This window comes from Hymenobacter sp. BT730 (assembly GCF_030542105.1).
In the GTDB taxonomy this organism is placed as follows: Bacteria; Bacteroidota; Bacteroidia; order Cytophagales; family Hymenobacteraceae; genus Hymenobacter.
Map to the genome: position 1 here is coordinate 624,458 of NZ_JAUOFB010000002.1, position 22,652 is coordinate 647,109.

The window sequence follows — 22,652 nt, forward strand, 5'->3', positions numbered from 1 at the left end:
TTGAAAACGTGGTAGGCTAATTTCAGACAACAAACGAAAAACTCCTGACAAGGGGCGTATCTTGGGGCAAAATGCCAGGTAGAAGTTGTGCCTTTCGGCGTATCGTGTTACCTTAGACCAGGTTAGCCACTAAAGGCAGCTGTTGATAGTAAGGGCTATGAGACGACTAACCGACTTTATTGAAAAGCAAAGCTTCGGCGTTTGCAATGCGCTGGGCGAGCGGCTAGGGTTTTCTACCAGCAGTGTGCGCCTCTCGTTTGTGTACGCTTCATTCTTCACGTTTGGCTCCCCTGTGGTGCTCTACTTCGCGCTGGCGTTCTGGATGAACGTGCGCCGGGCTTTGCGCCGGCAGCGCAGCACCGTTTGGGATTTGTAGCTCCGTAAACGTCCGCTTTCCCTGTACAAAATATGCCCACACCAGGCTGCCCTGGTAGGTGCCGGCCCGTTGGGCTACGGAAAGGTGTGACCGGGCCTCCTGGCGTTGCGCCTTCCAATAAGAAAGCTTCCTTAGTACATCCCGGTGGGCCCGCAACACCGCCCGGAAATCCCCGGTTGCCCCTTGGGTTAGGAACCGGGCGGCAGCTACCCAGTCCAGCAACAGGCGCTGCACCAATGTGCTGGTTAGCTCAGCTGGCGCCGAGTTTTTATAGACCAATGCCAGCCCGTTACGGAAGTTAAGGTAGGTTTTGCGCGGGTTGCTCTTGTGCAGCGTGCCCCCGCCCACGTGGTAAACAGTGCTGCCGCCCTGGTACCAGATTTCATGACCCGCGTTCTGCAGGCGCCAGCACAGGTCAATTTCCTCCATGTGGGCAAAGAACTCGGGCTCCAGGCCGCCCAGCGCGTGCCAGGCACTGGCGCGCACCATCATGCAGGCGCCGGTAGCCCAGGCCACCGGCCGCGCATCGTTATACTGGCCGTGGTCTTCCTCCAGGGTGTCAAACAGGCGGCCGCGGCAGAACGGGTAGCCCAGCCGGTCGAGGTAGCCCCCGCCGGCGCCAGCATATTCAAAATGAGTAGGCTGCTGTTGAGCTAAAATTTTGGGCTGACAGGCGGCCGCGGCCGGCCGCTCTTCCAGCAGCCGGCGTAGAGGGAGCAGCCAGCCCGGGGTTACGGCCACATCTGAATTCAGTAGCACGAAGTACCGGAAATCCAACTGGCGCAACGCCTGGTTATAGCCTTCACAGAAACCTAGGTTGGTAGCGTGTACCAGCACCCGAACGGATGGAAACTGCACCCGCAACCAGGCCACCGACTCATCGGTAGAAGCATTATCCGCTACTACAATGGTGGCTCCATCGGCCTGGGCCACTACCTCCGGCAAAAACTGCTGCAGCCAGCGCAGGCCATTCCAGTTCAGAATAACGACGGCTACATCAGCGCAGGAACCCACAAGGTTTGTAGGCTGACTAGAGGCCAAGGTTGCCGAAATCGAGACCGGGAATGTTGGGCAGCAGGCCGGAGGTTTTGTTCTTGAGCTCTTCCTTGGCTTTTTCGCCTACTTCTTCCAGCGCTTTATTCACAGCGGCCACTACCAGGTCGGCCATCATGTCACGGTCGGGGCCGGAGAGCAGGCTTTCATCGATGTCCAGCTTGAGCACGCGGCGCTGGCCGTTCACGGTAGCCTTCACCAGGCCCCCGCCCGATTCTGCCGTAACCGTGAGGTGCTGCAGTTCATCCTGCGCCTGCTTCATTTTATCCTGGAGCTCTTTTACCTTCCCCATCATCCCCATCATATCAAACATATGCTCAAAATCTTTACGTAGTGGCTAAAAAAGAGGGTTTTTGAATTTCAATTGATACAGGATTGATACAGAAAAGTAATGCCCATATCGCTTCTGTGTCAAAATTTCACAACGGTAACATTCCTATAGAATGTCCAAAATCAGCTATCTCCTGCGAGTAACCGGTAAGTCTTCGACTGAGGCTGCAATTTACGTAAAGCATACGCATAGGGGCAGTCACTTTGTGAAGTCAACTGGCGCAGTCGTGCATCGTGACTACTTCAACGCTGAAACCGGTCGAGTTATTAGCAAGCTTCCCCAAGCGCCCGAGTTGAATGCCGCTATAGAGTCCGTTCGGGCCATGATGGAAGTAACAGCCCGGAACTTACTGGGTAAAGGGTTGGAGCCCTGTAAGGCGAATATGGCCAATGAATACGGCAAGTTGTTAGCTAACCAAGCAGCTATTCAGCCTTTGCAGGAAAGTAAGTGTGTCGCCAGTGAATCCGAACTTGAAAAAATTCTCCGAGAGCTTCGTGAACTGGAGCTTTTGGTAGAAGCCAAGAAGAAGGAGGTGGAGAGTTATGAGCTCCGGATGGGTATATACGAGGGGAGGTTACTTTCGAAATTTGTTTTCGATTACCGTAAAGCCCGAGAGTCAACGCTCAAACCGAACTCCTTGCGCTTATTCACCAATGTAGCGGAATGGGTGACGAAATTTCGCCCCCAGTGGCGTATTGACGAGGTAAACGTGACAACCTTGCGTGAATTTCAGAACTTCCTCTTAGCGCAGGGGAAGCAGTCACAAACCGTAGCGGACCTTATCACGAAGACGAAAAGTGTCGTCTACTACTATGCCCGGACATTAAGGCTGGACATCTCCGAACTCAAAGACTTTAGACTCGACTTCAAGAAGAAGAAAACGAGCAATGTTATCTACTTGACCAAGGAAGAACTGGCGGATTTAATAGCGCTGCCTATTGAGAAGCCTACGGAACGGGTAGTTCGGGACCAGTTCATACTGATGTCTTTAACCGGAGTCCGATTCTCTGACAGCCGGTTGACCAGAGACAACATCGTAAACGGTCAGATACGGCTCAGTACGGAGAAGACCGACACCGATATTTTCATTCCTATGGCTCCCAAGGTCAAGGAAATTTTGGAGGCGCATGATTACAACTTCAAATATGTCCCCGCGTCAAATTTTAACAAGTATATCAAATCCATATGTAGCCGTATCCCATCAATAGCCGAAAGGAAGGAGCTGGTGAAGACTTATAGAGGGGGCAAGATTACGAAGCAGTATCTCACTAAGGACAAGCTAATTTCCTGCCATACAGGACGGAAAAATTTCATCAATCTGGCATTAGAGAGAGGAGTAAACCCCGTAGCTATTGCCGATATCGTTGGCCACGAAGGAACACATCTTATTATGAATACTTATGGGAGTAGCCAAGCTGGTCGAGAAGCTATAGCTAATCTCTGGATTTAGGCATGGGTGCTTTAAAGTTATATTCTTTATTTTCTTATAAGTTGAATTAAGTGTCAAAATAGCATTGTTTTGAGGGATCGACGACTCTTTATATAATTTCTATATTAAAAAAAGTAAATTATATGGTTGGATAAATTAGTCATAAATATATTCATATAATAACAAAAAATATGACTATATTAGCAAAAGAAAAACATTGATAGTTAGTCAACAGGCATTTGCCTTTAAACTCATGGGCAATGAAAAAAAAATTATACTTCCGATTAGCCTATGTGCTATTAAACGCCTTTTTACTATTTCTGATACCAGCTTGTGAAGACGACGATACAGATAGTCTTAAAACTGGATCAAAAACTGGATCAATAACTGGTAGTGTATTTCCATCAGTGTCTATTTCATCTGTTGAAGCATTACATAGTGGTGGAGCTAAACATACTGCCATTCCAGATCCATCTGGTGGTGGTTACAATTTCTCAAACATTGCCGTTGGGAATTATACTTTGACATTTACCCCAGCCGACGGTTACGTAGCCCCTGCTCCAGTTCCGGCTAATGTTAGTGAAGGTTCTACTACCTATGTTGGTCCTACAACCGTTAAGTCAAATTTAGGTGCAATTAGAGGACAAATAAGTCCATTTACAGCTATTAAAAATGTTGTGGCAACTAATAGTAATGGAAAAACATACAATGTTATTCCGGAGTCATCTAATGGTCAATTTACACTTTTTGTTGAGGCTGGAACGTATACATTGTCTTTTATTCCCGTAAATGGGTATGATGCTCCAGCTGAACGATCGGTAACTGTTATTGCAGAAGGAAATACAAATGTAGATCTAGTAAATGTTTCTAAAACTGTGAATACAGTAACTGGAACAATGACATGGGTATTTAATGGGGTAACATATTCTGCTACTAAATTGCAATGTACAATTATTGGAGGTGAACTATTTATTGCGGGTGATGCAATTAATGGTAATAATACTGAGCATGTTGACATCGAAACAAATCCGCAATTACCAGTTTTTTCTGGTGTCGGAGGGTATAAAATTGGTAACCCACTTATGGCTCATTATGACCGGAGTGGCGCTATGATCCCCTTATATTATGGATTCCCAACGACTGGGTATATGACAGTTACGAGCTTTAGTTCGTCTGCACGTACAATTAAAGGAATTTTTGAATTCTCTGCCACTGGAATCCACGGAACTAGCGGCACTGTTTCTATCACAAATGGATCCTTCGATTTGTCGTATTAAATTTGTTATTTCTCTAATTTTAAACTTTGTAACGCCATTCAATTATGGAAACCATTGCAAGACTTTATACGCCCGGTCCAGCAGAATGTGTTATAGACAGGCATGATTTAGGTTGGTCAGGTAACATGCAGTGCGGTGGTTATAATAGAGCTCCCGTGTTTGATGAAGGGAACAGTTTTCAAGTATATGCTGCGTTTGAAATTGATAAAATAACCGATAATATAAATATGAAACTTGATAATTATAATAATAAAATTGAATTGCAATCAAGAAGAATAGATTCTTTACTAATGAATATAAATGGGCTTAAAGGTAATAACCATGACTTATCTGGATCAAGTACTACAGCTTTTGAGAGCCGAGATTCAAAGAACGAAGATTTGAATATTATGGATTGCAAAAGAGAGATTATGAATATTAAAAATGATATTTCGGAATTAAAAAACTTATTTAATCAAATGTCTATAACGCTAAATAAACAGATTTCATGACTTTTGTGCTTGTTATATACACTGCCATTGAAATTTTTATTCTATTAGTTGGTTATTATAAGTAATGGCCTCATAATAGCTTATTATAAACGTATTCTATCTCCGGCAACATAACATTGGTTTGAAATATAGTTACCCATGTCTTTCTACTTGTAAAAATTTCACAAGTGCAAACAGTAAATTAGTTAAACTGCTCTCTCCTTATATATGCTTTATAACTAAATATTTAGGATAAGGCTTAGTTACTTGTCTAAGAAATTTCCATGACAGAGAGACTCGTTTTAACTCCTAAGTAGTTTAAATAGCGATAGATAGTAGCTCGACCTACACCAAGCAGCTTGCCGATTTCACCTACTGACTTATCTCGCTTCAAGTATAAGGTCTTCGCTGCTTCGGCCTTGGATTGAGCTTCTTTCGACAAGCCTTTTGGTCTGCCCCCTTGACGACCACGAGCCCGCGCAGCCGACAGACCCGCGTTTGTTCTTTCGCGTATTAGGTCCCTTTCAAACTCGGCCAGTGAAGCAAAAAGGTTAAACATGAGTCGACCCTGAGCAGTGGTAGTGTCCAGATTATCCTGTAGGCTGATAAACTGGATTCCTTGCTCCTGAAAGCCAATAACCAACGTCACCAAATCTTTCAGTGAGCGACCCAGACGGTCAAGCTTCCAAACGACGAGAGTGTCACCAGCACGTAATTCCGTCAGCAGTTTCCTCAAGGTAGGGCGCTCTTTTACGGACGAAGCTTTTTCCTGTGCAATACTTGTACAGCCATATGCTTTGAGAGCATCCACTTGCATATGGAGATTTTGGTCCGCTGTGCTGACGCGGGCATATCCGTAAATCATTGGTAAGTCTCATTAAGTCTACTACTTCAAAGATAATGAAGCATAGATTAATGAGACGTGTTTATGAGACAATTATTTGCCTCTTTTAATACGGATTTACACCAGCGTCGAGTGTCCGGGAAAACGGTCGTTTTTCGAGACGGTTTTTTTGTTAAATTTTTACGGAAGAAAATACGCCAGTATAGATATGGTAAATTTTCTTATAACTGTTTGATATCCGTGATAAAGAACTTGGGCTCTCTGTCCTCATTTCGATGAAACTTAACTAGTTCCAGTTGAATTTCTCTAGTCTGGTTTCGATTGTATTTGTTGCTGTAAATATGGGTCACTCGGTAGGTACTGCGAATATCTCCAATGGTTTCTATTGTATCATAGTTGAAACGCAGGGATATATAAGCCGTGCTGTCGTTTATCACTGTCCGCATAGCTTTCTGCATAGCAATTTCGCCTAACTCTATGTCACTTTGAGCCTTTTTATTGGTGCAGCCGATAATGGCTACAAATAGAAGAAGTTGAAGCTTTTTCATGGTCTATTTTTATAGGGTAATTACTATTGGGTAGGAGATGGGAAGGGGGTATGTATAGGCAAGATAGTTAACCGTTCAACATGCTGCATAAGTTCTTTCCTATTTATGTACCGGTATGCAATTATCTGTTGTTCTTGGGTAAGCTAGAATTTTTCATGCAACAGGTATCAGTTCATTGGTAAGGAATTTCGACAGTATATAAACCAATTGAAAGTGTTGTAAGTATGATTTAGACACTATCTGGAAACATGAAACCCTGACTTGTGAGTATCAGGGCTTATGTTAAATTTTATCATGCAGATACCAAATTGCTATCGTTCCAGTCCGACTACCCACTTCCCGTTTTCTGCTTTGTAAGCAGTTCCGGATTGGCTGTCCACAAGGATGGAATTCTCACCAGCGGTTCGAACGACCTGATATCTTCCAGTCTGGGAATGTAGGTACAAAACCACTATCAATCCGGCCAACAATAGCAAGAGTAACGGTTTAAATGCTTTATCCATGGTTAATGATTATTTCTTGCTACCAGTGGCTTTGGCTTTCCGTCCATTGCCTACTCTTTCGCCTTCGGTAGGAGACAACTCCGGATAGGTATTACTGAAAGCCTTGGCTTCATCTGTCAGCGCTTGCTTTCCCGAAGCCATTTTGGGGGTGCCATCCGCTTTGCGTCCGTAGGGTGCCGATGGATATATGGCTACGTTCTCCTGATACTTCGGGGACTTATTTGCAGCATCATCACTACCTTCCAACAGAGAAATTGCTTGCGTCAAAAAGCCTTGAGATTTCTTAAACATGGCAAGTGCCTTGCTGATATCCCGCGCTTTAACTCGGGTTGGTGATGGTGCTGCGCTCGAAGCTTTCGCTTTGTTCAGGAGAGCCAACATTTGTTCTTCGAGGGTTTGACGTGCCATTATGTTTGTAAGTTGGATGGATGATTGGGTTCGGGGTAATGATAATCATTTCATTTAATATTCAAACAGGAGTGAAAATTAGAATTTCGTTTTCAATTGGATGTTTAGGTGAAGCTTGTCCAGTTCTCTCCGGATGACTTTACGGGCTTTTTCTTCATCTTTCTCCCGAACCATGATGCTATCGTGAATCGTGACAATTTTTTCCTTGGGGATACCTGCGTCAATCAATGCCTTCACCAATCGGGTGAATATGATACCCGACTCTATGCGCTGGGCCAATAGGCAGTTGTTGGAATGATGCTCCCCGGGGTTGAAGCCGGACCAATCCAGTCCTTTAATCTGGGTGAACAGACGGTGTGCCGCTGGGAAGAGCTTCTTGAAAAGATGGTAGCTACGCACCTTGAAGAGCTTCTTCCGGGCCTTCTCTATTTTATCTGGGTTGCCTTTCAACACTGCCTTGTTCAGCTTCCGCTCGAACTTCCGTACGGTAGTAGTTTCGTAGTACTGGTAATTGCTGAACCCCGCTACGTAATACGTTTCCTTGGCATCATCCCGAATAATGGGTTCCCATAGGGTATCGGCATATTCCCGGTTGAATTCGTCCCGTAGGAATTCGTAGATAACCCCTTCATTGCACTTCGCTTTGTAGTATTGGAAGTCCGGTTCCTTAAGCGCTTCTTCGAGGAAGGGGATAGCCGCTTCACATTCCAGCGCAAACAGCCGAATCAGCTTGGGGGTAATGTTGGCAAGGATGGCCGGTTGGGAATTTATCAGGTCAATTTCAACCAGTGGCGCATCGGGTTCATCCCGGAAGCGCATCCAAGGCCGTAACACCTTTGGGGAATACACGACCTGCGAGTGAACCCGGTGACCGAAATTACAGACCGGGGTTTTCGGAACGGCATTCAGGTTGAAAACATCAAAGAAGGTTTCTGCTCTAGCCCGGACCTTGTTTAAAGCAAACAGTTTGTCAACGGTCTTCAGCGCTTCCGGAGTCCGTAGGAGTTCGATGTTCTTCATGTTTTCAATCACCGTTAAGCGAAATTCTTCCCTGTATTGTATCTGTCGGTTTTGTATGGTTTCAAATTTCTTAATTTCGCGCTGTGTGAGCTTCTGTTTGATAACCTGATACTTCTTGCCATCTGCGAATAGATGTGCCGGTACACGAAAGCTTTTGCACCTTCCTTGGCTCGTACAACCGAAATGGTAATATCCGTTCTCAAAGTATTCGCCGCGTTCATTGTATTGGAGTGGTTCCAAATACCCTTTCTGTATCAGGAGGTCAATCACCTTAGCGTAATTATTGCTGAAGTAGGAGCGAAGGGTTTCGGAATGAACCTGTGAGTACCCTTTCAGGAATTCGGGTTCTGGTTCTTCTTTCTGCGGTTTCACGCAGTAGGTATCGACAAGGATATTGTCGTATAGAAACATCACTCCCCGTAGGATACTGCTACTACCGGGGATACCAGTCAGCACCGTATTCAATTCGTTCGGGCTGAGATTCGATGGGAAAAAGAAATGCTTCTCCTGATTAACGGATTTCTTCTTGGGGGTTTTGGGGGTTGCGCTTACTGTTTTCAATGCGTGTAATTTTTGTCTTCATCAGTTGTTGAAGTTTGAGGTTATGTATTACCGGTATTCCAATTCCGGGCGTGTAATTGAGCGGGTTGGAATGTGGAAGGGAGAATTACACGAAACTTCCTTTCACCCCGGATGGATAACCACCATCTATAAATAATCCCGATGTTCGAGAAATTCCGTCGGGGATGAAACTTGGTTTCGCTTTGTTCCCGATGTAGCAAAACTGCGTGGGGAATTTTTTGGTCCGTAGAGTGCGGATGTCGAATATTTTCTTAAAGGGGCAACCAAACATGGAAGCATAGTAGCGAGAGAGGAAAATGCATCGCTCACTCATGTAGCGGAAACTACTTCTGAATTCATTTCGCTGCGCTGCGCTGCATTCATTCGTTAGTTTGACGGTTTCTATCGAATGAGAAATGAATGATCTTATTCCTTTGTTTTCAATGAGTTAAGCTATGGTTGTTTATTGTTTGGGCAATAATGGTAATAGAACGACTTCGCCTGCTTTCTCTCGCTTTACCTACTGTCGTTGTTACGTTCTCTTATTGCCCAAACAATCAATATTAATCAGAAATCAATCTCTGTTATCGGTAGAATCCGTGCCCTAGGCACAACTGAAGAACGAAGCGTAGCGAGAGTGATGAAGGCAGTAGGATTCGTTGTGTATCTGTAGCGCATTACACTGCCGATGGACATAAAAAAACCTGACCAGAATACCGGTCAGGTTTGTTTGAAATTTCAATGAAAGGATAGTCTATTGTAATAGCGCTCCTCGCTATCTGTCTATAGCAAACTGTTATTGACTGGCATTAATGTTTTCGACCTAGCCTTGGGAAAGGCCAGAGATTAATTTCAGATTCTTCTACTCGCGAATGTTGTTATGCAGCGCGATAGGGTTCATGGTTATACGGACTGTGAAAATTTCACAACATCTTAATCCTTCATTAGCCTAAGATGAGAGACTGTACAAATTGCCTACTCCCTGACCGGTGTGAAATTTTCACGCCCCGTATCAGGGTTAAATGGTACCGTTAAGAGCCGTGAATTTCATTTATTAGTGGTTAAAGAGTCATTTGTAAATGCCCAAACGCCCATTAAGCGCAATTGAACGAGGAAATGTATCCACGCAATAGTATACTTACTGATTTAGTAGAGTTTGGAAGATAAATATTCAATATCCCCCTGCGCCCCTCCTATGGGGGAGGGGTAAATCAATGTAGGGACCCTGTTTAAAAAAATTGTCAATCTGAGGGTTTGCCAACTGAAATTTTATAAATTTTTATAAAAATCAGTTCCGTATAGCTGCGTAATCCCTCGCAAAATATGGTTGTGAAAATTTCACGGTTTTGATACGCGTAAATTTTTTTGTGAAAATTTTACAGAGGTTTATAGCGATATGAACAGCGCCGGTGTAACGCGATTAATGAGTATCAAAGACTTTATATGACTACAGGGTGGTGTTAAGCGCTTTGCTAGCAATCCTGTATAATGAGGATTATCTTCAATTAGTCAGAGAATTCATAAATGGCTGCCGTAGCCAAGCCAATTCTTAAACTCGGATTCGAGTGTACAGCGCAGATACCCAAGGGAGTCGCAATCCCCAACGGCGCCTAATGAATTTCCGTTACCAATTTGCACGAAGACTGTGCTACACAAAATGAGGTCCTCGGGATTGCATGCTGGAAGATGCTCAGGTTGTTGAAATTTGCCAGAAACAGCGGATTCATCGTCTGTGTGTGGGTATAGCAAGACAGCATGTGCAGCATCGTAGTATTGCGCATATGTGTACAATTGCCTTAAGTCTGCTTCGGATGGACGCCCTTTAGGTCGCTTCCACTTAGCATCGAGGACGATATTTCCCTTACCCGGAACTGTAATGAGAATATCGGGCTGCATTTTACTGGTGGTTTCGTTTTCTGCTACCCATAGTATGCGATAAGAGGGCTTTACTACAGTACAATCGTAGGGAGAAGACAGGCGGTATAGAGTGCGGAGTAAATATTTTTCCCAGAGCTGGTTCATGTTAAACAGCAATGCTACCATATCATTGTTACCGCCGCGTAAGTCCGGGCGATGATGCAGTAGCAGCAAGCGAGCTATAATGAGCGCAGGTCGGTAGTCTTCGGTTTTGCGGTCATAGGTCAATCTAGCGAACGTAGCAGCCGTAACCTTGATAGTCGGTGCATCTGCCCACTGAAGGAGTGCGCGAGCTGTACGTCCGCGCAGTGTGGAAGAATTTGTCAACCGGGGCAGCAGGAGCAGAGCTTGACGAATGAGCTGGTTATGCAGATGCTGATGGTCGTATGTCTGATGGCGGGTATAGAACCGCTCTTGGTGTATCAGATTTAGAGATATCTGCTTGCCAAACTGTAGTGCCCCGCGTAAGGCAGCTTGTTGTCCCTCCGTATACCGGTAGCGCTTTACCAGCCCACGATGTAATAATTTCTCAACCTCATTGAGGAAGAGTTCGAGGTAAATATCTAATAGGCTGTTCTCCTTCTCGTGTAGAAAGGCATTACTGAGGGAGTCTAGCTTCAGCGTGCCCGACTCGTGGAGCATGCGTAGCAGAATGTCCCGCCACTTCATCATGGTGCTGTCGGACGCTTCTTCAACGTCATCTACCTTGGGTAGAATCTCGATGGTGATGTCACCAGCTTGAATGACGCCTACGTAGCTTCGGAAGCGCACACCATCATGCCGCATGTCGTAATAACGATGCGCAGCGTGTTCGTCGTGGTACTGGAAGAGCTGTTTCCAATGCCGCTTTTCGAAAGTTAAGCCCTGTTGTTCCGCACCGATGCGAAGAGTGCTATGCTCCAGCACCCGCATAATTTTGGGCATAAGACAGCGACTATGCGTAGATGTCTTGAAATGCCTTGGCTTCCAGCTTCAGTACGTTGGCCAGCTTATACACTGGTTTTTCGTTTAGCTCTCCTACGTTGTACTTGTCAAACGATAGTAGCTTGTAGCCGCCGGGGTTCGTTTTCTTGTTCACCGGTTGAATGAAGGCACTGCCGAGTACCAAGCCAATTTTACCCCAGTCGCCAAAGAAGTACTCTTGAAGTAATGGTAGAATATTGCGTTTAAACGCTTCCCGTAAACTGTCAAGTGTGGTCACACGCATGAGCAGAGCATGGCCTATACAATGGTCGTGGTCGAGTAATTGCTCTAACCGGGCATTGATAGCGGTAAGCATTTCACGCAGGTTTACTCCCTCAACATCCTCAGGTAGTATTTCCGGATTCGGCAGCATTTCCGTGAAGCTGAAGCGGCGGCGCAGAGCAGTATCTAATGACTCTACGCTGCGGTCAGCCGTGTTCATCGTGCCCAGTAGGTAAAGATTCGCAGGAACAGAAAATTCTTCTTGCGAGTAGGGGAGGGTTATTGACAGGGCTTCTGGGCAACCCGCACGCTTATCATCCTCTAACAGCGTAATCAATTCACCAAAGATGTTGGCCACATTTCCGCGATTAATTTCATCGATGATGAGTACAAAGCGTGGGCTCGGCTTTGTTTGCTGTTCGTCGCGCTGCTGGGTTAGGAGAGCCACTTCAAACTTTTTCAATTCGTTAAAAACGACCCATTGCAGTGACTTAGCTGAACCGCCAACTTTGTCAATAATGTCCCTTTTAAGGTGTTTTATCTGGTCAATGGAAGAGTACAAGTGGTAAAGTTTCTCCGTTTTGCTCTTATCGACGTGACTGTAAGTTCCATCATTATTTAGCTGCGAGGCGAAATCTATTTCCTTGCCTTTTCCATACTGAAACGTCAATCGCCCAGTCTTCGTGTTGACCGCAGTGAGTTGTACACCGTAGCGCTCCTTAGTGTGAAATATTACCGGTCCTTTGGTACTCCTTATGCGTTCTTGAAGCAGGTTAAGGAAACCTGTATATAATTCCTGAAATGAGGGTCGAGTAAGAGATACTGCTTCATCACTGGGGACAGCACTGGCAGCAGTTTCACACATTTGTCGGAAAATCCCTTTGCGCACAGCATATTGCACAGCACCGACTTGGTTTATATTGCCATCATTATCGGTATCAGATTCCTCTATATCTGCTTCCTCAGCTCCTTTCGTAGGAGGAAGAGGCTTGATGCCTTCCACAAAATCTTCATAAGTGAAGGCTTGGTGAAACGTTACAAATCCAATACGGGAGGCACGCTGGTATTCTTCAAATTTCTGCCGTAGAGCAGCGCGTTTTTCAATAGGGTATTGTTCAGCTAATTCTTCGTCACTGACTCCTTCTAAAATGGCAATAGCACGCGCAACAGTGTGATAGGTCTTGCCAGTGCCCGGTGGGCCATAGAGTATCTGATTCAGGGGAGTTTTAGGGCCCACCAGTGGTTTCATGCTGTTTAAAGTTTCAGCATCATCTGGAGAGCCTGCTGAAGAGCTAATTCTTGGTTTTATGGAGCTTGCTTCTGTAGATGGGGGGTATCCAGCAAAGATAAATTTTACGGGTGTTGAAAGCCCGTCAATATCCTTGTCAACCCCATGTTTTTTGCAAAAAATTGCGAAGCGCTGTGACTCATTTTCATCATAGTAGATTCTGCCAAAAAGCCGCTCTAATTTTCCATTGGAGGTTCTGCCGTCTTTATCTACGTCGGCTTCGTGTTCCTTTATAGAGTTGTTTCTGTAGCCAATAAACCGGCTAGGAGCATATTCACGTTGTCCATTCACCTTTTCTACCACTAATACTTTGGCGCTTTTCAAATAGGCTTGATACTGCTTTACTTCATTAGGTTTTCTGCTGTCCCGAAGCCGAATAAAAGACTCAAAATTCTTAAGAACGTCAGCTTTTGACTGTACTAGTGGACGTGCCATAAAAGAAATAATAATGTCTGCGCTCACAAGTTGATTACCCCTTATGTAAGTACATATGAAGGCTAACAGTGAAGCGCAAGCGAGCTATTTATGAAAAGAGTTGCCACCTAGACTTTCCTTATGGAGTTGTCTGGGTGGCAAGACGTTTGGGATTCCCGCTGTTCGCCATTAAGATGGCTTATCGTCCGAAATCAGATTTGAAACTTTAAAGCTTACTTTCTGCAGGACATTGTGTCCATCAAACCATATGCACAACGCATTTGCGGAAGGGCCTGCGCCAACACTTGAAATGGTCATTTTCGGACCACCGGACTTCAGGCGTACAACATCACCTTCTAAAAATTGACGTTCTTCAATCATTGGTAGAGAATAATTTGTGAGATTTTCTTGCCTCTAATTTACTCAAACAGAGGTGCCCCAGAAGCCACTTTTGGGTTCCTGCGCTTGCCATTTGGAGAGGTAGTAGTCTCAGCTTCTAACCTTTCCAATAGAGCGCTGGCAGGCTCATCGTTGGGGTCTTGCAGTACGAGCTGTCCGCTGAATGCCTTTGCGAGCAATGCCTGCGGCAACTGCTCCACGAGCGCAGCCGCCTGTTCGAAGCGGGCTTCCAGTTGGTCTGCTAGCTCAAAATAGTGGTTAACTTGGCGTGCTATTTCCTGTTGCTCAGCCAGTGGTGGGACCGGTACTTGGAGTGCTTCAACATCACCTACTCTGAGGTGCAGTACGCCTGTTCCAACTGCATTCTCCCCTAATTGACTCAAGAAAGAAGGGGACTGTATGACGTAGCCAAAGAACTGGACTTCGCTTAACCCTTTAAAAAACCGCAGTAGCATCATTCTCTGCCCCATACAGAGAGTCGTGTCTGGCGGTATTATAGCCGACTCACCCATTGGCGCTTCCCGTGTAAAAAGGATATCGCCGGGTTGTGGAGGACAACGCCGAGACCAGAACTTGTAGGTCTCCGGTGAAACATACTTCACCGAATCAAGGAGCAGACGACCATTCTTGATATTAGTTGTTCGCACCAATGGTATTCCTTCAGAGATGTATGGCGCAGTCTTATTATGGCAGTCAACAACCAGCTGACATACTTTCAGCAATGATGCTTTAGCCCATCCTTCAGGCAACCCATCCTCAGTAGTAGTAGCTGATTGGGCTTCTGCCTTTTTATAAAATCGGCTGGCTTCTAAGTTGCCCTTTCGAGCTTCTTGAATCGCCCACTCGCGCCTCTCTTTTTGTATACGGTTGAGCAATTTAGCTCCAGTTTCAACCTGCGGCTGCTCAGCCCGCCATGCTTCGGTGAGCTTCCCCGATACTGCCGCCGCCAGCACCGCTTGTCGAAATTTCTTAAGGAGCACCGGTAGCTTCTCTAGCCGCTCTTGGCTGGCTTCGAGCTTCTGCATCGTGGCTTCGAGTTGCGCGACGATGCGGTGTTGTTCGGCGAGGGGAGGAAGTAAAACCTTTAGGTCAGAGATTTTGCCAACAGATACGTTGGAGATATTGACCGTAGTGGATGCGAGCTTACGAATTGCAGACTGAACCTCATTTGAGTTGAGGTAGTAGTAGAGGTAGCTTTTATCTATTTCGCCTTTCGCCCGAATCAGCGAAATAAATGCGCCGAGAGTAGATGGCGTCGGTATGTCTTGAACCTGACTTACTTTTCCAACCAGCTCGTAGCTGTTGGCAAGCGAAATAAGGATGTCGCCAGTACATACTACCTGTTTTTCATCGCGCACGTAACTTTTGGGAATGAACCATAGGTCATCCCACCTTACCTTCTTCTGTACATTAGCTGTACGGAGACAAGCTATATGGTCAGGGGATGGGTTATATGCTTTATCCTTGGCTGGAAAAGCTATGCCTCTAACTATTGAGGCAACGGTAGCCAATGTGGAGGATTCCCACCCAGCAGGCAAATTACTTTTCATTGATTTCGAGCAGGCGCAACAGTTCTTTCAATTCATCTACCACTACTTCCAGCTCATCAATAGCTTCAGTAGCTAGTTCCTTTGGGTCGAGCAAGCCAACAGTGTTAGATATGTTAGCATCCGCAATCAGACCCAAATCCAACGTATCACCTTTTTGCTGAATTTCGGCGCGGGTGAAGCACATCCACCGGTCATCGGTGTGAGCAGCACGGTCATCCGCATGATATGCCCGCACGAAGTCATTGAAATGGGCGCGGGTGAAGGGTGTCCGCTTCCCGAAATTCTCCATGTTGGTGCGTAGGTCGTAGTACCACACCTGCTTCGTGTTCCCCTTATCGGTCGAGCCGCGCTCAAAGAACAGCACGTTGGTTTTTACCCCGGCAGCGTAGAAAATACCGGTGGGTAGGCGTAGGATGGTGTGCAGGTTGCACTTATCCATCAGGTCAGCTCGCACCTTTTGCCCATCATTGTCTTGGAAAAGAATATTATCCGGTAGTACTACTGCTGCTCTACCGCCCGGTTTGAGCGAACGGTAGATATGTTGTAAAAAATTGAGCTGCTTGTTGCTGGTAGGGTAGGTGAAGTCAGACCGGGTTGGGCGCTCACCACCTTTCTTGGTACCAAACGGAGGGTTAGCTAAAACTACGTCGTATCCCTTCAGCTTTTCCCCAAGCTGCGTGAGCGTATCACCTAGTAGAATTTCGCTGTCCATGCCGTGCAGCAGGGCGTTCATCATAGCTAGCCGGTGCGTATCGGCTACCAGCTCACAGCCGGAGAAAGCCTGCTTGCGCTGGAATTCCGCCTGCTTTTCCGTCAGGGTATAGTAGTTATCGGTCTGCGCTTTTACGTGGGCATCCGCCGCAATCATAAAACCGAAGGTGCCACACGCCGGGTCATTACACCGCTCACCGGGCTGCGGATTCATCAGCTCCACCATGGCATCAATCAGCGGACGCGGGGTGAAATACTGCCCGGCACCAGACTTCTTCTCATTGGCGTTCTTCTCCAACAAGCCCTCATAGAGGTTACCCAAGCCTTCTTCCCGCGCCGAATACCAGTCCAACTCATCAATGCTCTTGATGATTTTGCGCAGGTTCTTTGGCTCGTCAATATGCGTCTGCGCGTTGTGGTAAATCTGCGCTACGTTACCCTGCACTTCCGTGCCCAAATGCAGCAGCAACGAACGGTAGAAGTTCTTCAGCGCCAATCCTTCTTTGCTGGTCAGCTCGTCCCACCGGTACTCTGCTGGAATCGATTCCTCGTTACCCGTTTCCTTCAGCATTTTGAGGAAAAGCAGGTAGGTTAGCTCGGTTACGTACTGGTGATAGGTAATGCCATCGTCGCGAAGCACATTACACAGGCTCCACAGTTTCGAGACAATTTCTTGGTTGTTCATACTATTGATAAAAGACGAAGCAAGGCAGGAACCTTGCTCCGGTAAGCAAATCGGAAAAGGAAAGGGTTAGGCGACGTACAAGCGTTCCTGTATTGTTTGCAGCACGTTGTCCAGTTGGTTGTCGAAGAGTTTATTGAAGCGGTTATAGCCACCGTCGCCTTTGAAGGGCTCTTGGTTGAGGTCGTCGCGGGTTAGCACTGTTTCCTTGATAAGCTGGGTTTGTACCCGGTCGAGAAATTTCCGTTGGTGGGCATTCCAGCTATTAGAATTCCGGACAAAATCCACCGCTTCCTGCACCCGCACGGTCAGTGGGCGCGTTGCTTCACCAAGGGCTAGGCTACGAATATAGGCAATGATGTCGGCTCCCAATTCCTGTTTTTTCACGGCTTTCCATGCTACCCGGAGTTGTGTATCAGTAAAGCCTTGCTGGTCAAGATGCAGCTTCAGCTCCCGGAGCATGGGGCGGGTGAGGTCTTTGGGATTGGTGCAGACAATGTTCAGCGCCGCAATAGTGTTTTGATTGTTCTGCACGAACTCTGCAAAGGACTGTAGGTAATCTTCCGGGCGCTGAATAGGGTTGGCTGAATCTCCACCGTAGCCGCGTTCCGGCTCTAAGGCCACATCTTGGTGTGTACTGTAGAGAAGGGGCTTCAGCGCGGCTTTTGCCTCTGAAAGCCAGCCCAGCGAAGGCTGATAGTGCTTTAATAAGGCCGCTGCTTCTACAGAAGGCAACGTACGCAGATGGTTGATAAACTGCGTTAGTGTCTGCCCATTCGTGCCGTGTGAAAATTTCTCAATCTGAGTTGGGGTCAGCTTATTTCGCTTCCGTTGCAGCTTGGCAAGGATTTGTTCTACCTGCTGCTGCCGGGCTTCTTCCTGCTCAATCTTATCCAGCTCCTCTATCAGCTCTGTAATAGTCTGACTTGGGTCAACTACGACCGGTTTCATCGTGGTAACCGGCTCTAACGCCTCATATAGACGCACTGCGTCATAAATGCGGAAGGTTTCTTTGCCAATATCATCCGCCAAGCGTGTTGCCCGCCCCAACATCTGTTCGTAGAGGATTCGGGAACGAACCCGGCGCATGAAGACCAGATTACAGATACGGGGAATATCTACACCCGTGGTCAACAGGTCCACCGTTACGACGATGGTAGGGTATTGCTCGTTCTTGAATTTTTTAACTAGTTGCTGCGGCTGGTCGGCAGTGCCCGTAATTTTGATAATCGCATCATCATCAACGTCAATGTCGGCGTTCTTGAATTCTTCTTTCAAGATGAGCACCAGTAAATCGGCATGCTGGTCGCTGGCCGCAAAAATCAACGTCTTTTCTGGTCCCTCAGGCAGCAACTCCTTCACCAGCATTTTGGCTATGGTGCGATTGAAGCTCTCAGTAAGCACCAGTTTATTGAAGCCATCTACCTCAATCTTAAGCTCATCCTCCAGCCGGTCTAATTCTTCAATGTTCTGCGTTTCCGGGTTGTATGCCTGCGGAGTGCTACCGGCTTCCCAGACAATACCTTCCTGATTGAGCTTCGTCTTCAGCAGTATAGGGGGCTCGTGGTCGATGAGGTAACCATCGATAACCGCTTGACGATAGGTATAGCGAAACACCGGGGAGCCAAATATCTTCACCGTATGTAGGGCCGGAGTGGCTGTTAATCCAATCCGGAAGGCATCGAAATAGTCCAGTACCAGCTTATAGGTACTTAAGAAGTCTAATTGGTCCTTGTACGTAATTTGTGGTTCGGACATTTCCCGGTCAAGGGTGTAGCCCCGGTGAGCTTCATCGATGATGATACAGTCGTAGGCATCTATCGGAAGTGCTGGGGTATCCGCTTCTGGTGAATAAATCCGCTTTACTAAGGATTGCACTGTAGCTACATGAAGGCGGGTTTCAGCTTCAGGTAGCTTATCCTTCAACTCTTTCAAGTCGTAAATTTCGCCCAGCGTGAGGTTCCCTTCCATCTTCACTTCGTTGAAGGAATCGGTGGCTTGTATACCGAGCAATTTGCGGTCAACCAGAAAGAGGATACGGCGGTAGCGCTTACTCTTCAACAGGCGGTAAACCAGTCCGAGAATCGTGCGCGTCTTTCCGGTGCCCGTTGCCATGGCTAACAGGGCTCGGCGCTCGGGCTCATTCGCTTCAATTACTGCTTCTACCCGCTGAATAGCAGTAACCTGATAGTCTCTTAGGCCCAATCCGTGGGCAGAGCGCAAATAATCAAAGCTGTCGTTTTTTAACGCTTCCTCCGCAGCCGCAATGTCCTGTTTATGTAGCTCAACCAGTGCTTGTGGAGAATACCAACCCTTCAGTGCTCGGGAGTGGTTGATAGACTGCCTTCCATCCAAAAACCAAATTCCTGACTTTTCAGGTAGTTGATAATGGTAGGGCCTACCGTTGGTAGCAAAGAGAAATGGTGCTTGGTAAACTCCCCATGGAGCTGACTTTAAGAGCTCAACGCCGGTGGTTAGGTTAATATCTTTCGCATACCGCTTAGCCTGTTGCAGAGCTGCTGATACATCCTTGTTGATACGTTTGGCTTCCACAACGCCCACCAAGGTCATTCCAACAAACAAAGCGTAGTCTGCCGGTCCTGAAGTAGTCTGCCATTCGGCAATGGCCAAATTGCGGCCTTTTTCAGGGCGAGTACCTTTGTTATAACGAAGTGTAAGAGTATCTGCTTCCCAGCCAACGCTACGAAGTTGCTCATCGATAATGGCCCGCGTTTCCGCCTCACTTAAGTTTAGGTTGTCTGCGGCCTTTTGTGCTTTCTCCTGTAATTGAGCCAGCTCAGGAGCGGATAATACGGGCCGAGCATCAAGACTCGCCTGTAATTCCAGTACCCGGGCTTGCAATGCCTGTTTTTCGGCTTCTAATTGAGCCAATTCCTGCTGCGTATCCCGTAGCTGAGGTAATGTAAACGGCAAAATGCCCTCAGGCAGCAAGTTCTCTCCGTAGGCATCCTGTAACCATTTACCAAGATGGTAGGCAGATTCCAGCAGCAAAGCAGCATCTTCAGCGGTACCCGTATTTTGGTGTGCAGCTACGTTTCCCTTACGCTTTATTAAGTGCAGAATATCCTCCACCTGTCGGGGAAGAATGCCCTGTCGTTTCAGTTCCTCTAGCCTACGGTGTTGGGTGTTCTCCACCAGCGGAGCCAACTGGTGCTCCGAGAACAGACGGTCAACTAACTTTTCCCCATATAAGCGCAGCTTAAATAAAGCGGCAGCAGGGTCTTGGTAAAGGAGAAATTCTGCTTCCTTGCCGAGGGTATAGAGAGCTGGGAAGTCGTCCCGAAGGAAGTAGAAGTTACTGGTAGAATTGGTCACAAAGGATGGATAAGCAGGAATTAGCTTTCCAAGGTAGCAATCGAGTAACTGACTTCAAATAGCGTAAATCGGAATAGTGCAATATGGGTTCTCCCTTGAGATATCCGCAGTAGTGGTGGCACAAGACTTCATGTATCAAATTGTCTTGCTAAAATTGATACAGAGCTTTTGAATGCCCGTAAAATATGTGTCTATTAGCTGGAAATGAAGGCCTCTTTTACCTTCCCCATCATCCCCATCATATCAAACATATGCGTCTTGTTTAGTTGTGTGGTTGTGTTTATGGCAGATGCCATGCGGGCGGACCCGGTTGCCTGTGCTAACGTGCAAAAGTAGCTATTGGTACCTGGCTGGCAGAAGGAAGCGCGAGAACCGGAGTTGATTGTCGGAAGCCAAGTCTTAGCGCAGAATAGTAACGGAACCTGTCTGCACAAAAGGCTGGCCCAATTCATCTGCAGCCTCAAACCGATATACGTACACCCCCGGTACCGGGGTAGCCCCGTTAATGCGCCCATCCCAGCGCTGTGTGGGGCTGGTGCTTTGAAATACTTCCTGTCCGTTTCGGTCCCGGATAACCAGGCGGTAGGTTGTCAGAAACCGGCCTTTTACCTCCAATACATCATTTAAACCATCACCATTTGGGGTAAAAGCGGTAGGCAGTGTTACGCGCAAAGGCCGCGCCACGGTGGCTATATTAGAATAGATACGGGCGCCGGAGGGGGCAGTGGCTTCCAGGCGGTAGCGTAATACCTGGCGGTCGGCAGGGGGAGTTAGATCCGTAAAGGTTTGCCCGCTGACAGGTTGGCTACGTAATACCTGCCCGGCTGGCCCCAGTAGTTGCAGTTGGTGAACCCCAGTAATGCCATTCGGGGCAGACCAGCGTAACTGCACGGCATCGGTATTGTCTTTGGCAGGTGTTGCCTCCAGAATCAAGGGACATGCCGGTTCGCTGGCAACGGATTTGTTGCCACAAGGATCCAGGTATTGCGCCGTGTAGCAGGGGGGAGAATCTACCAATAAAAGGGCTAAAGAATCCCGTAGTAGCGGCCCGGAGGCGGCCCCAATAAAGGTGCTGGTACCAGCTTGCTGGCGTGTATAGGCCACGGAGCTACCGGGAGAGGCAGGTACATTGGCCGTAAGCTCTACCCGATTGCGCAAATCAAAGGACGTCAGAATGGTGGGTGCGGACGGTATTTGTGTAGAAGCTGTTTTAAGAATTTGAGCATTGGAGTTAGAGGTCGTGGTATTATTGATAGCGGCCACCCGGTAAGTGTATTCTACGCCACACACTACTTTGTCATCGATATAGGAGCCGCTGGTCCCGGCGCCGGTCCGGGCCAGTAGGGTGCCATTGCGAGTAAGCTCAAAGCCAGTGGCAGTAGTGCCAGTAGTCCAACGCAGCTCATTGCGGCCATCGGCCGAAGTAGCGGAAAGCTGCACGGTACAGCCTGTGGCAGAAACATACCTGGTGCCGGTAGACTGGCAGGCATCGGTGAGGCGCAGGCGGTAGCAGCCGGGCAGCGAGGCGGCGGGAAGGGTAAAACGGTTGCTTGTAGGGGCTACACTGGCTACCTGCCGGTAGCCACCAGGGCTGGCCGCATCAGCTACTTCCAGCACATACTGATAGTCACTCAGCAGCTTACCCCATTGAAACTCTATGGCATTTCCCTGCACAGTCAGCTGCTGAAGCTCCGGGGCCTGCGGCGTCGCCCGCGGCGTAAACTTCAGGGTGCTGGTGGCACTACACAAAGTCGCCGCCGTGTAGCTGCCCTGTACCGTAACAGCCGTAGTGCCAGCCGACACAGCATAGGTAGTGGTTCCTGCCGTAGTGGGCTGTGGGTTACTATTGCCCAACTGCACGGTAAACCGGTCGTAGGTACGGTCGGTAATAGAAACCTGAACGAAGCCAGGAGCACAGGCGGCCACCGAAAAAACCGGCACAGGGGTAGCGTAAACCTGCAGTGTGCGAGAGTAGATGACGCCCGTTCCGGGAACCAGCAGATTAGGCGTATTCTGGGTAATAACGATGCTGCCGGGAGTAGCCGGCACCGTGAGTGTAGTCACGGTATCACCTTCCGCAAAGCTGCAGACAGTGGCGGTGGAGAGACGGTAGTACGTTTTTTTGGGGTCAAGGGGGCGGCCGCTGCAGTCACGCAGCCGGATGCGCTGGCCCGCACACAGGCCTGTAACCACCTGTCGGGTATCAGCATCAAATACTCGAAAGCAGGCGCCGGAATTGGGCGTGTCCGTGCAGGGGGCTTGTGCATACGCTGGCAGCCCTACCCGCATCAGCAAGGTGACCAGCAGAAACAAAAACCAGGTAAGAGGCTTCACTTTGGGCATAACGCGG

Annotated in this window: 16 protein-coding genes and 1 pseudogene; 4 read left to right on the plus strand and 13 right to left on the minus strand. The window is 47.6% G+C overall.

The features are described from left to right. Positions 1 to 157 precede the first annotated feature (157 nt). A pseudogene (locus tag Q4G72_RS09535) lies at positions 158 to 268 on the plus strand (PspC family transcriptional regulator); the annotation flags it as partial. Here Q4G72_RS09535 and Q4G72_RS09540 read toward each other — a convergent pair. Both Q4G72_RS09540 and Q4G72_RS09545 read right to left on the minus strand, forming a co-directional pair. Next, positions 269 to 1,390: a glycosyltransferase family 2 protein gene (locus Q4G72_RS09540; RefSeq protein WP_303311186.1), complete on the minus strand. Its 1,122-nt coding sequence runs from the start codon at positions 1,388 to 1,390 to the stop codon at positions 269 to 271. A 16-nt stretch (positions 1,391 to 1,406) separates the two neighbouring features. Further along, positions 1,407 to 1,742 carry a YbaB/EbfC family nucleoid-associated protein gene (locus tag Q4G72_RS09545; protein WP_044513373.1) on the minus strand — a complete coding sequence of 112 codons (336 nt, stop codon included), beginning with the start codon at positions 1,740 to 1,742 and terminating at the stop codon, positions 1,407 to 1,409. 130 nt (positions 1,743 to 1,872) lie between these two features. Between Q4G72_RS09545 and Q4G72_RS09550 the strand changes: the two genes are divergently transcribed. From Q4G72_RS09550 to Q4G72_RS09560, 3 genes are all read left to right on the plus strand, one after another. Then, positions 1,873 to 3,210 carry a hypothetical protein gene (locus Q4G72_RS09550; protein WP_303311187.1) on the plus strand — a complete coding sequence of 446 codons (1,338 nt, stop codon included), beginning with the start codon at positions 1,873 to 1,875 and terminating at the stop codon, positions 3,208 to 3,210. A 239-nt stretch (positions 3,211 to 3,449) separates the two neighbouring features. Next, positions 3,450 to 4,466 carry a hypothetical protein gene (locus Q4G72_RS09555; RefSeq protein WP_303311188.1) on the plus strand — a complete coding sequence of 339 codons (1,017 nt, stop codon included), beginning with the start codon at positions 3,450 to 3,452 and terminating at the stop codon, positions 4,464 to 4,466. A gap of 44 nt (positions 4,467 to 4,510) precedes the next feature. Further along, entirely contained in the window at positions 4,511 to 4,957 is a 447-nt protein-coding gene (locus Q4G72_RS09560; RefSeq protein ID WP_303311189.1) for a hypothetical protein, read from the plus strand. A 250-nt stretch (positions 4,958 to 5,207) separates the two neighbouring features. On the opposite strand, the gene Q4G72_RS09565 is transcribed toward Q4G72_RS09560, so the two are convergent. The 11 genes from Q4G72_RS09565 to Q4G72_RS09615 all read right to left on the minus strand — a co-directional run bounded on the left by Q4G72_RS09565 (position 5,208) and on the right by Q4G72_RS09615 (position 22,645). Beyond that, a complete protein-coding gene (locus Q4G72_RS09565) occupies positions 5,208 to 5,801 on the minus strand; it encodes a recombinase family protein (protein WP_303311190.1) in 594 nt (197 codons plus the stop codon). A gap of 200 nt (positions 5,802 to 6,001) precedes the next feature. After that, positions 6,002 to 6,328 (minus strand): hypothetical protein, encoded by a 327-nt coding sequence (locus tag Q4G72_RS09570; RefSeq protein ID WP_303311191.1) that lies wholly within the window; start codon positions 6,326 to 6,328, stop codon positions 6,002 to 6,004. Between the two features lie 512 nt (positions 6,329 to 6,840). Further along, positions 6,841 to 7,239, minus strand: coding sequence for a hypothetical protein (locus Q4G72_RS09575; RefSeq protein WP_303311192.1), 399 nt, complete (start codon positions 7,237 to 7,239; stop codon positions 6,841 to 6,843). A 78-nt stretch (positions 7,240 to 7,317) separates the two neighbouring features. Beyond that, complete coding sequence (locus Q4G72_RS09580) at positions 7,318 to 8,820, minus strand: hypothetical protein (RefSeq protein WP_303311193.1); 1,503 nt, start codon at positions 8,818 to 8,820, stop codon at positions 7,318 to 7,320. A gap of 1,518 nt (positions 8,821 to 10,338) precedes the next feature. Next, positions 10,339 to 11,661 carry an McrC family protein gene (locus Q4G72_RS09585; protein ID WP_303311194.1) on the minus strand — a complete coding sequence of 441 codons (1,323 nt, stop codon included), beginning with the start codon at positions 11,659 to 11,661 and terminating at the stop codon, positions 10,339 to 10,341. A 10-nt stretch (positions 11,662 to 11,671) separates the two neighbouring features. Beyond that, entirely contained in the window at positions 11,672 to 13,672 is a 2,001-nt protein-coding gene (locus tag Q4G72_RS09590; RefSeq protein ID WP_303311195.1) for an McrB family protein, read from the minus strand. A 141-nt stretch (positions 13,673 to 13,813) separates the two neighbouring features. Then, on the minus strand, positions 13,814 to 14,005 hold the full coding sequence (locus tag Q4G72_RS09595) for a YodC family protein (RefSeq protein ID WP_303311196.1): 192 nt from the start codon (positions 14,003 to 14,005) through the stop codon (positions 13,814 to 13,816). Positions 14,006 to 14,043: 38 nt separating this feature from the next. Then, on the minus strand, positions 14,044 to 15,573 hold the full coding sequence (locus Q4G72_RS09600; RefSeq protein ID WP_303311197.1) for a restriction endonuclease subunit S: 1,530 nt from the start codon (positions 15,571 to 15,573) through the stop codon (positions 14,044 to 14,046). Next, positions 15,563 to 16,969: a class I SAM-dependent DNA methyltransferase gene (locus Q4G72_RS09605; protein ID WP_303311198.1), complete on the minus strand. Its 1,407-nt coding sequence runs from the start codon at positions 16,967 to 16,969 to the stop codon at positions 15,563 to 15,565. Before Q4G72_RS09605 ends, Q4G72_RS09600 begins: the two co-directional genes overlap by 11 nt. 66 nt (positions 16,970 to 17,035) lie before the next feature. Next, a complete protein-coding gene (gene hsdR, locus Q4G72_RS09610) occupies positions 17,036 to 20,302 on the minus strand; it encodes a type I restriction-modification system endonuclease (protein ID WP_303311199.1) in 3,267 nt (1,088 codons plus the stop codon). 399 nt (positions 20,303 to 20,701) lie between these two features. Continuing rightward, positions 20,702 to 22,645 (minus strand): T9SS type B sorting domain-containing protein, encoded by a 1,944-nt coding sequence (locus Q4G72_RS09615; RefSeq protein WP_303311200.1) that lies wholly within the window; start codon positions 22,643 to 22,645, stop codon positions 20,702 to 20,704. Between the last annotated feature and the right edge of the window lie 7 nt (positions 22,646 to 22,652).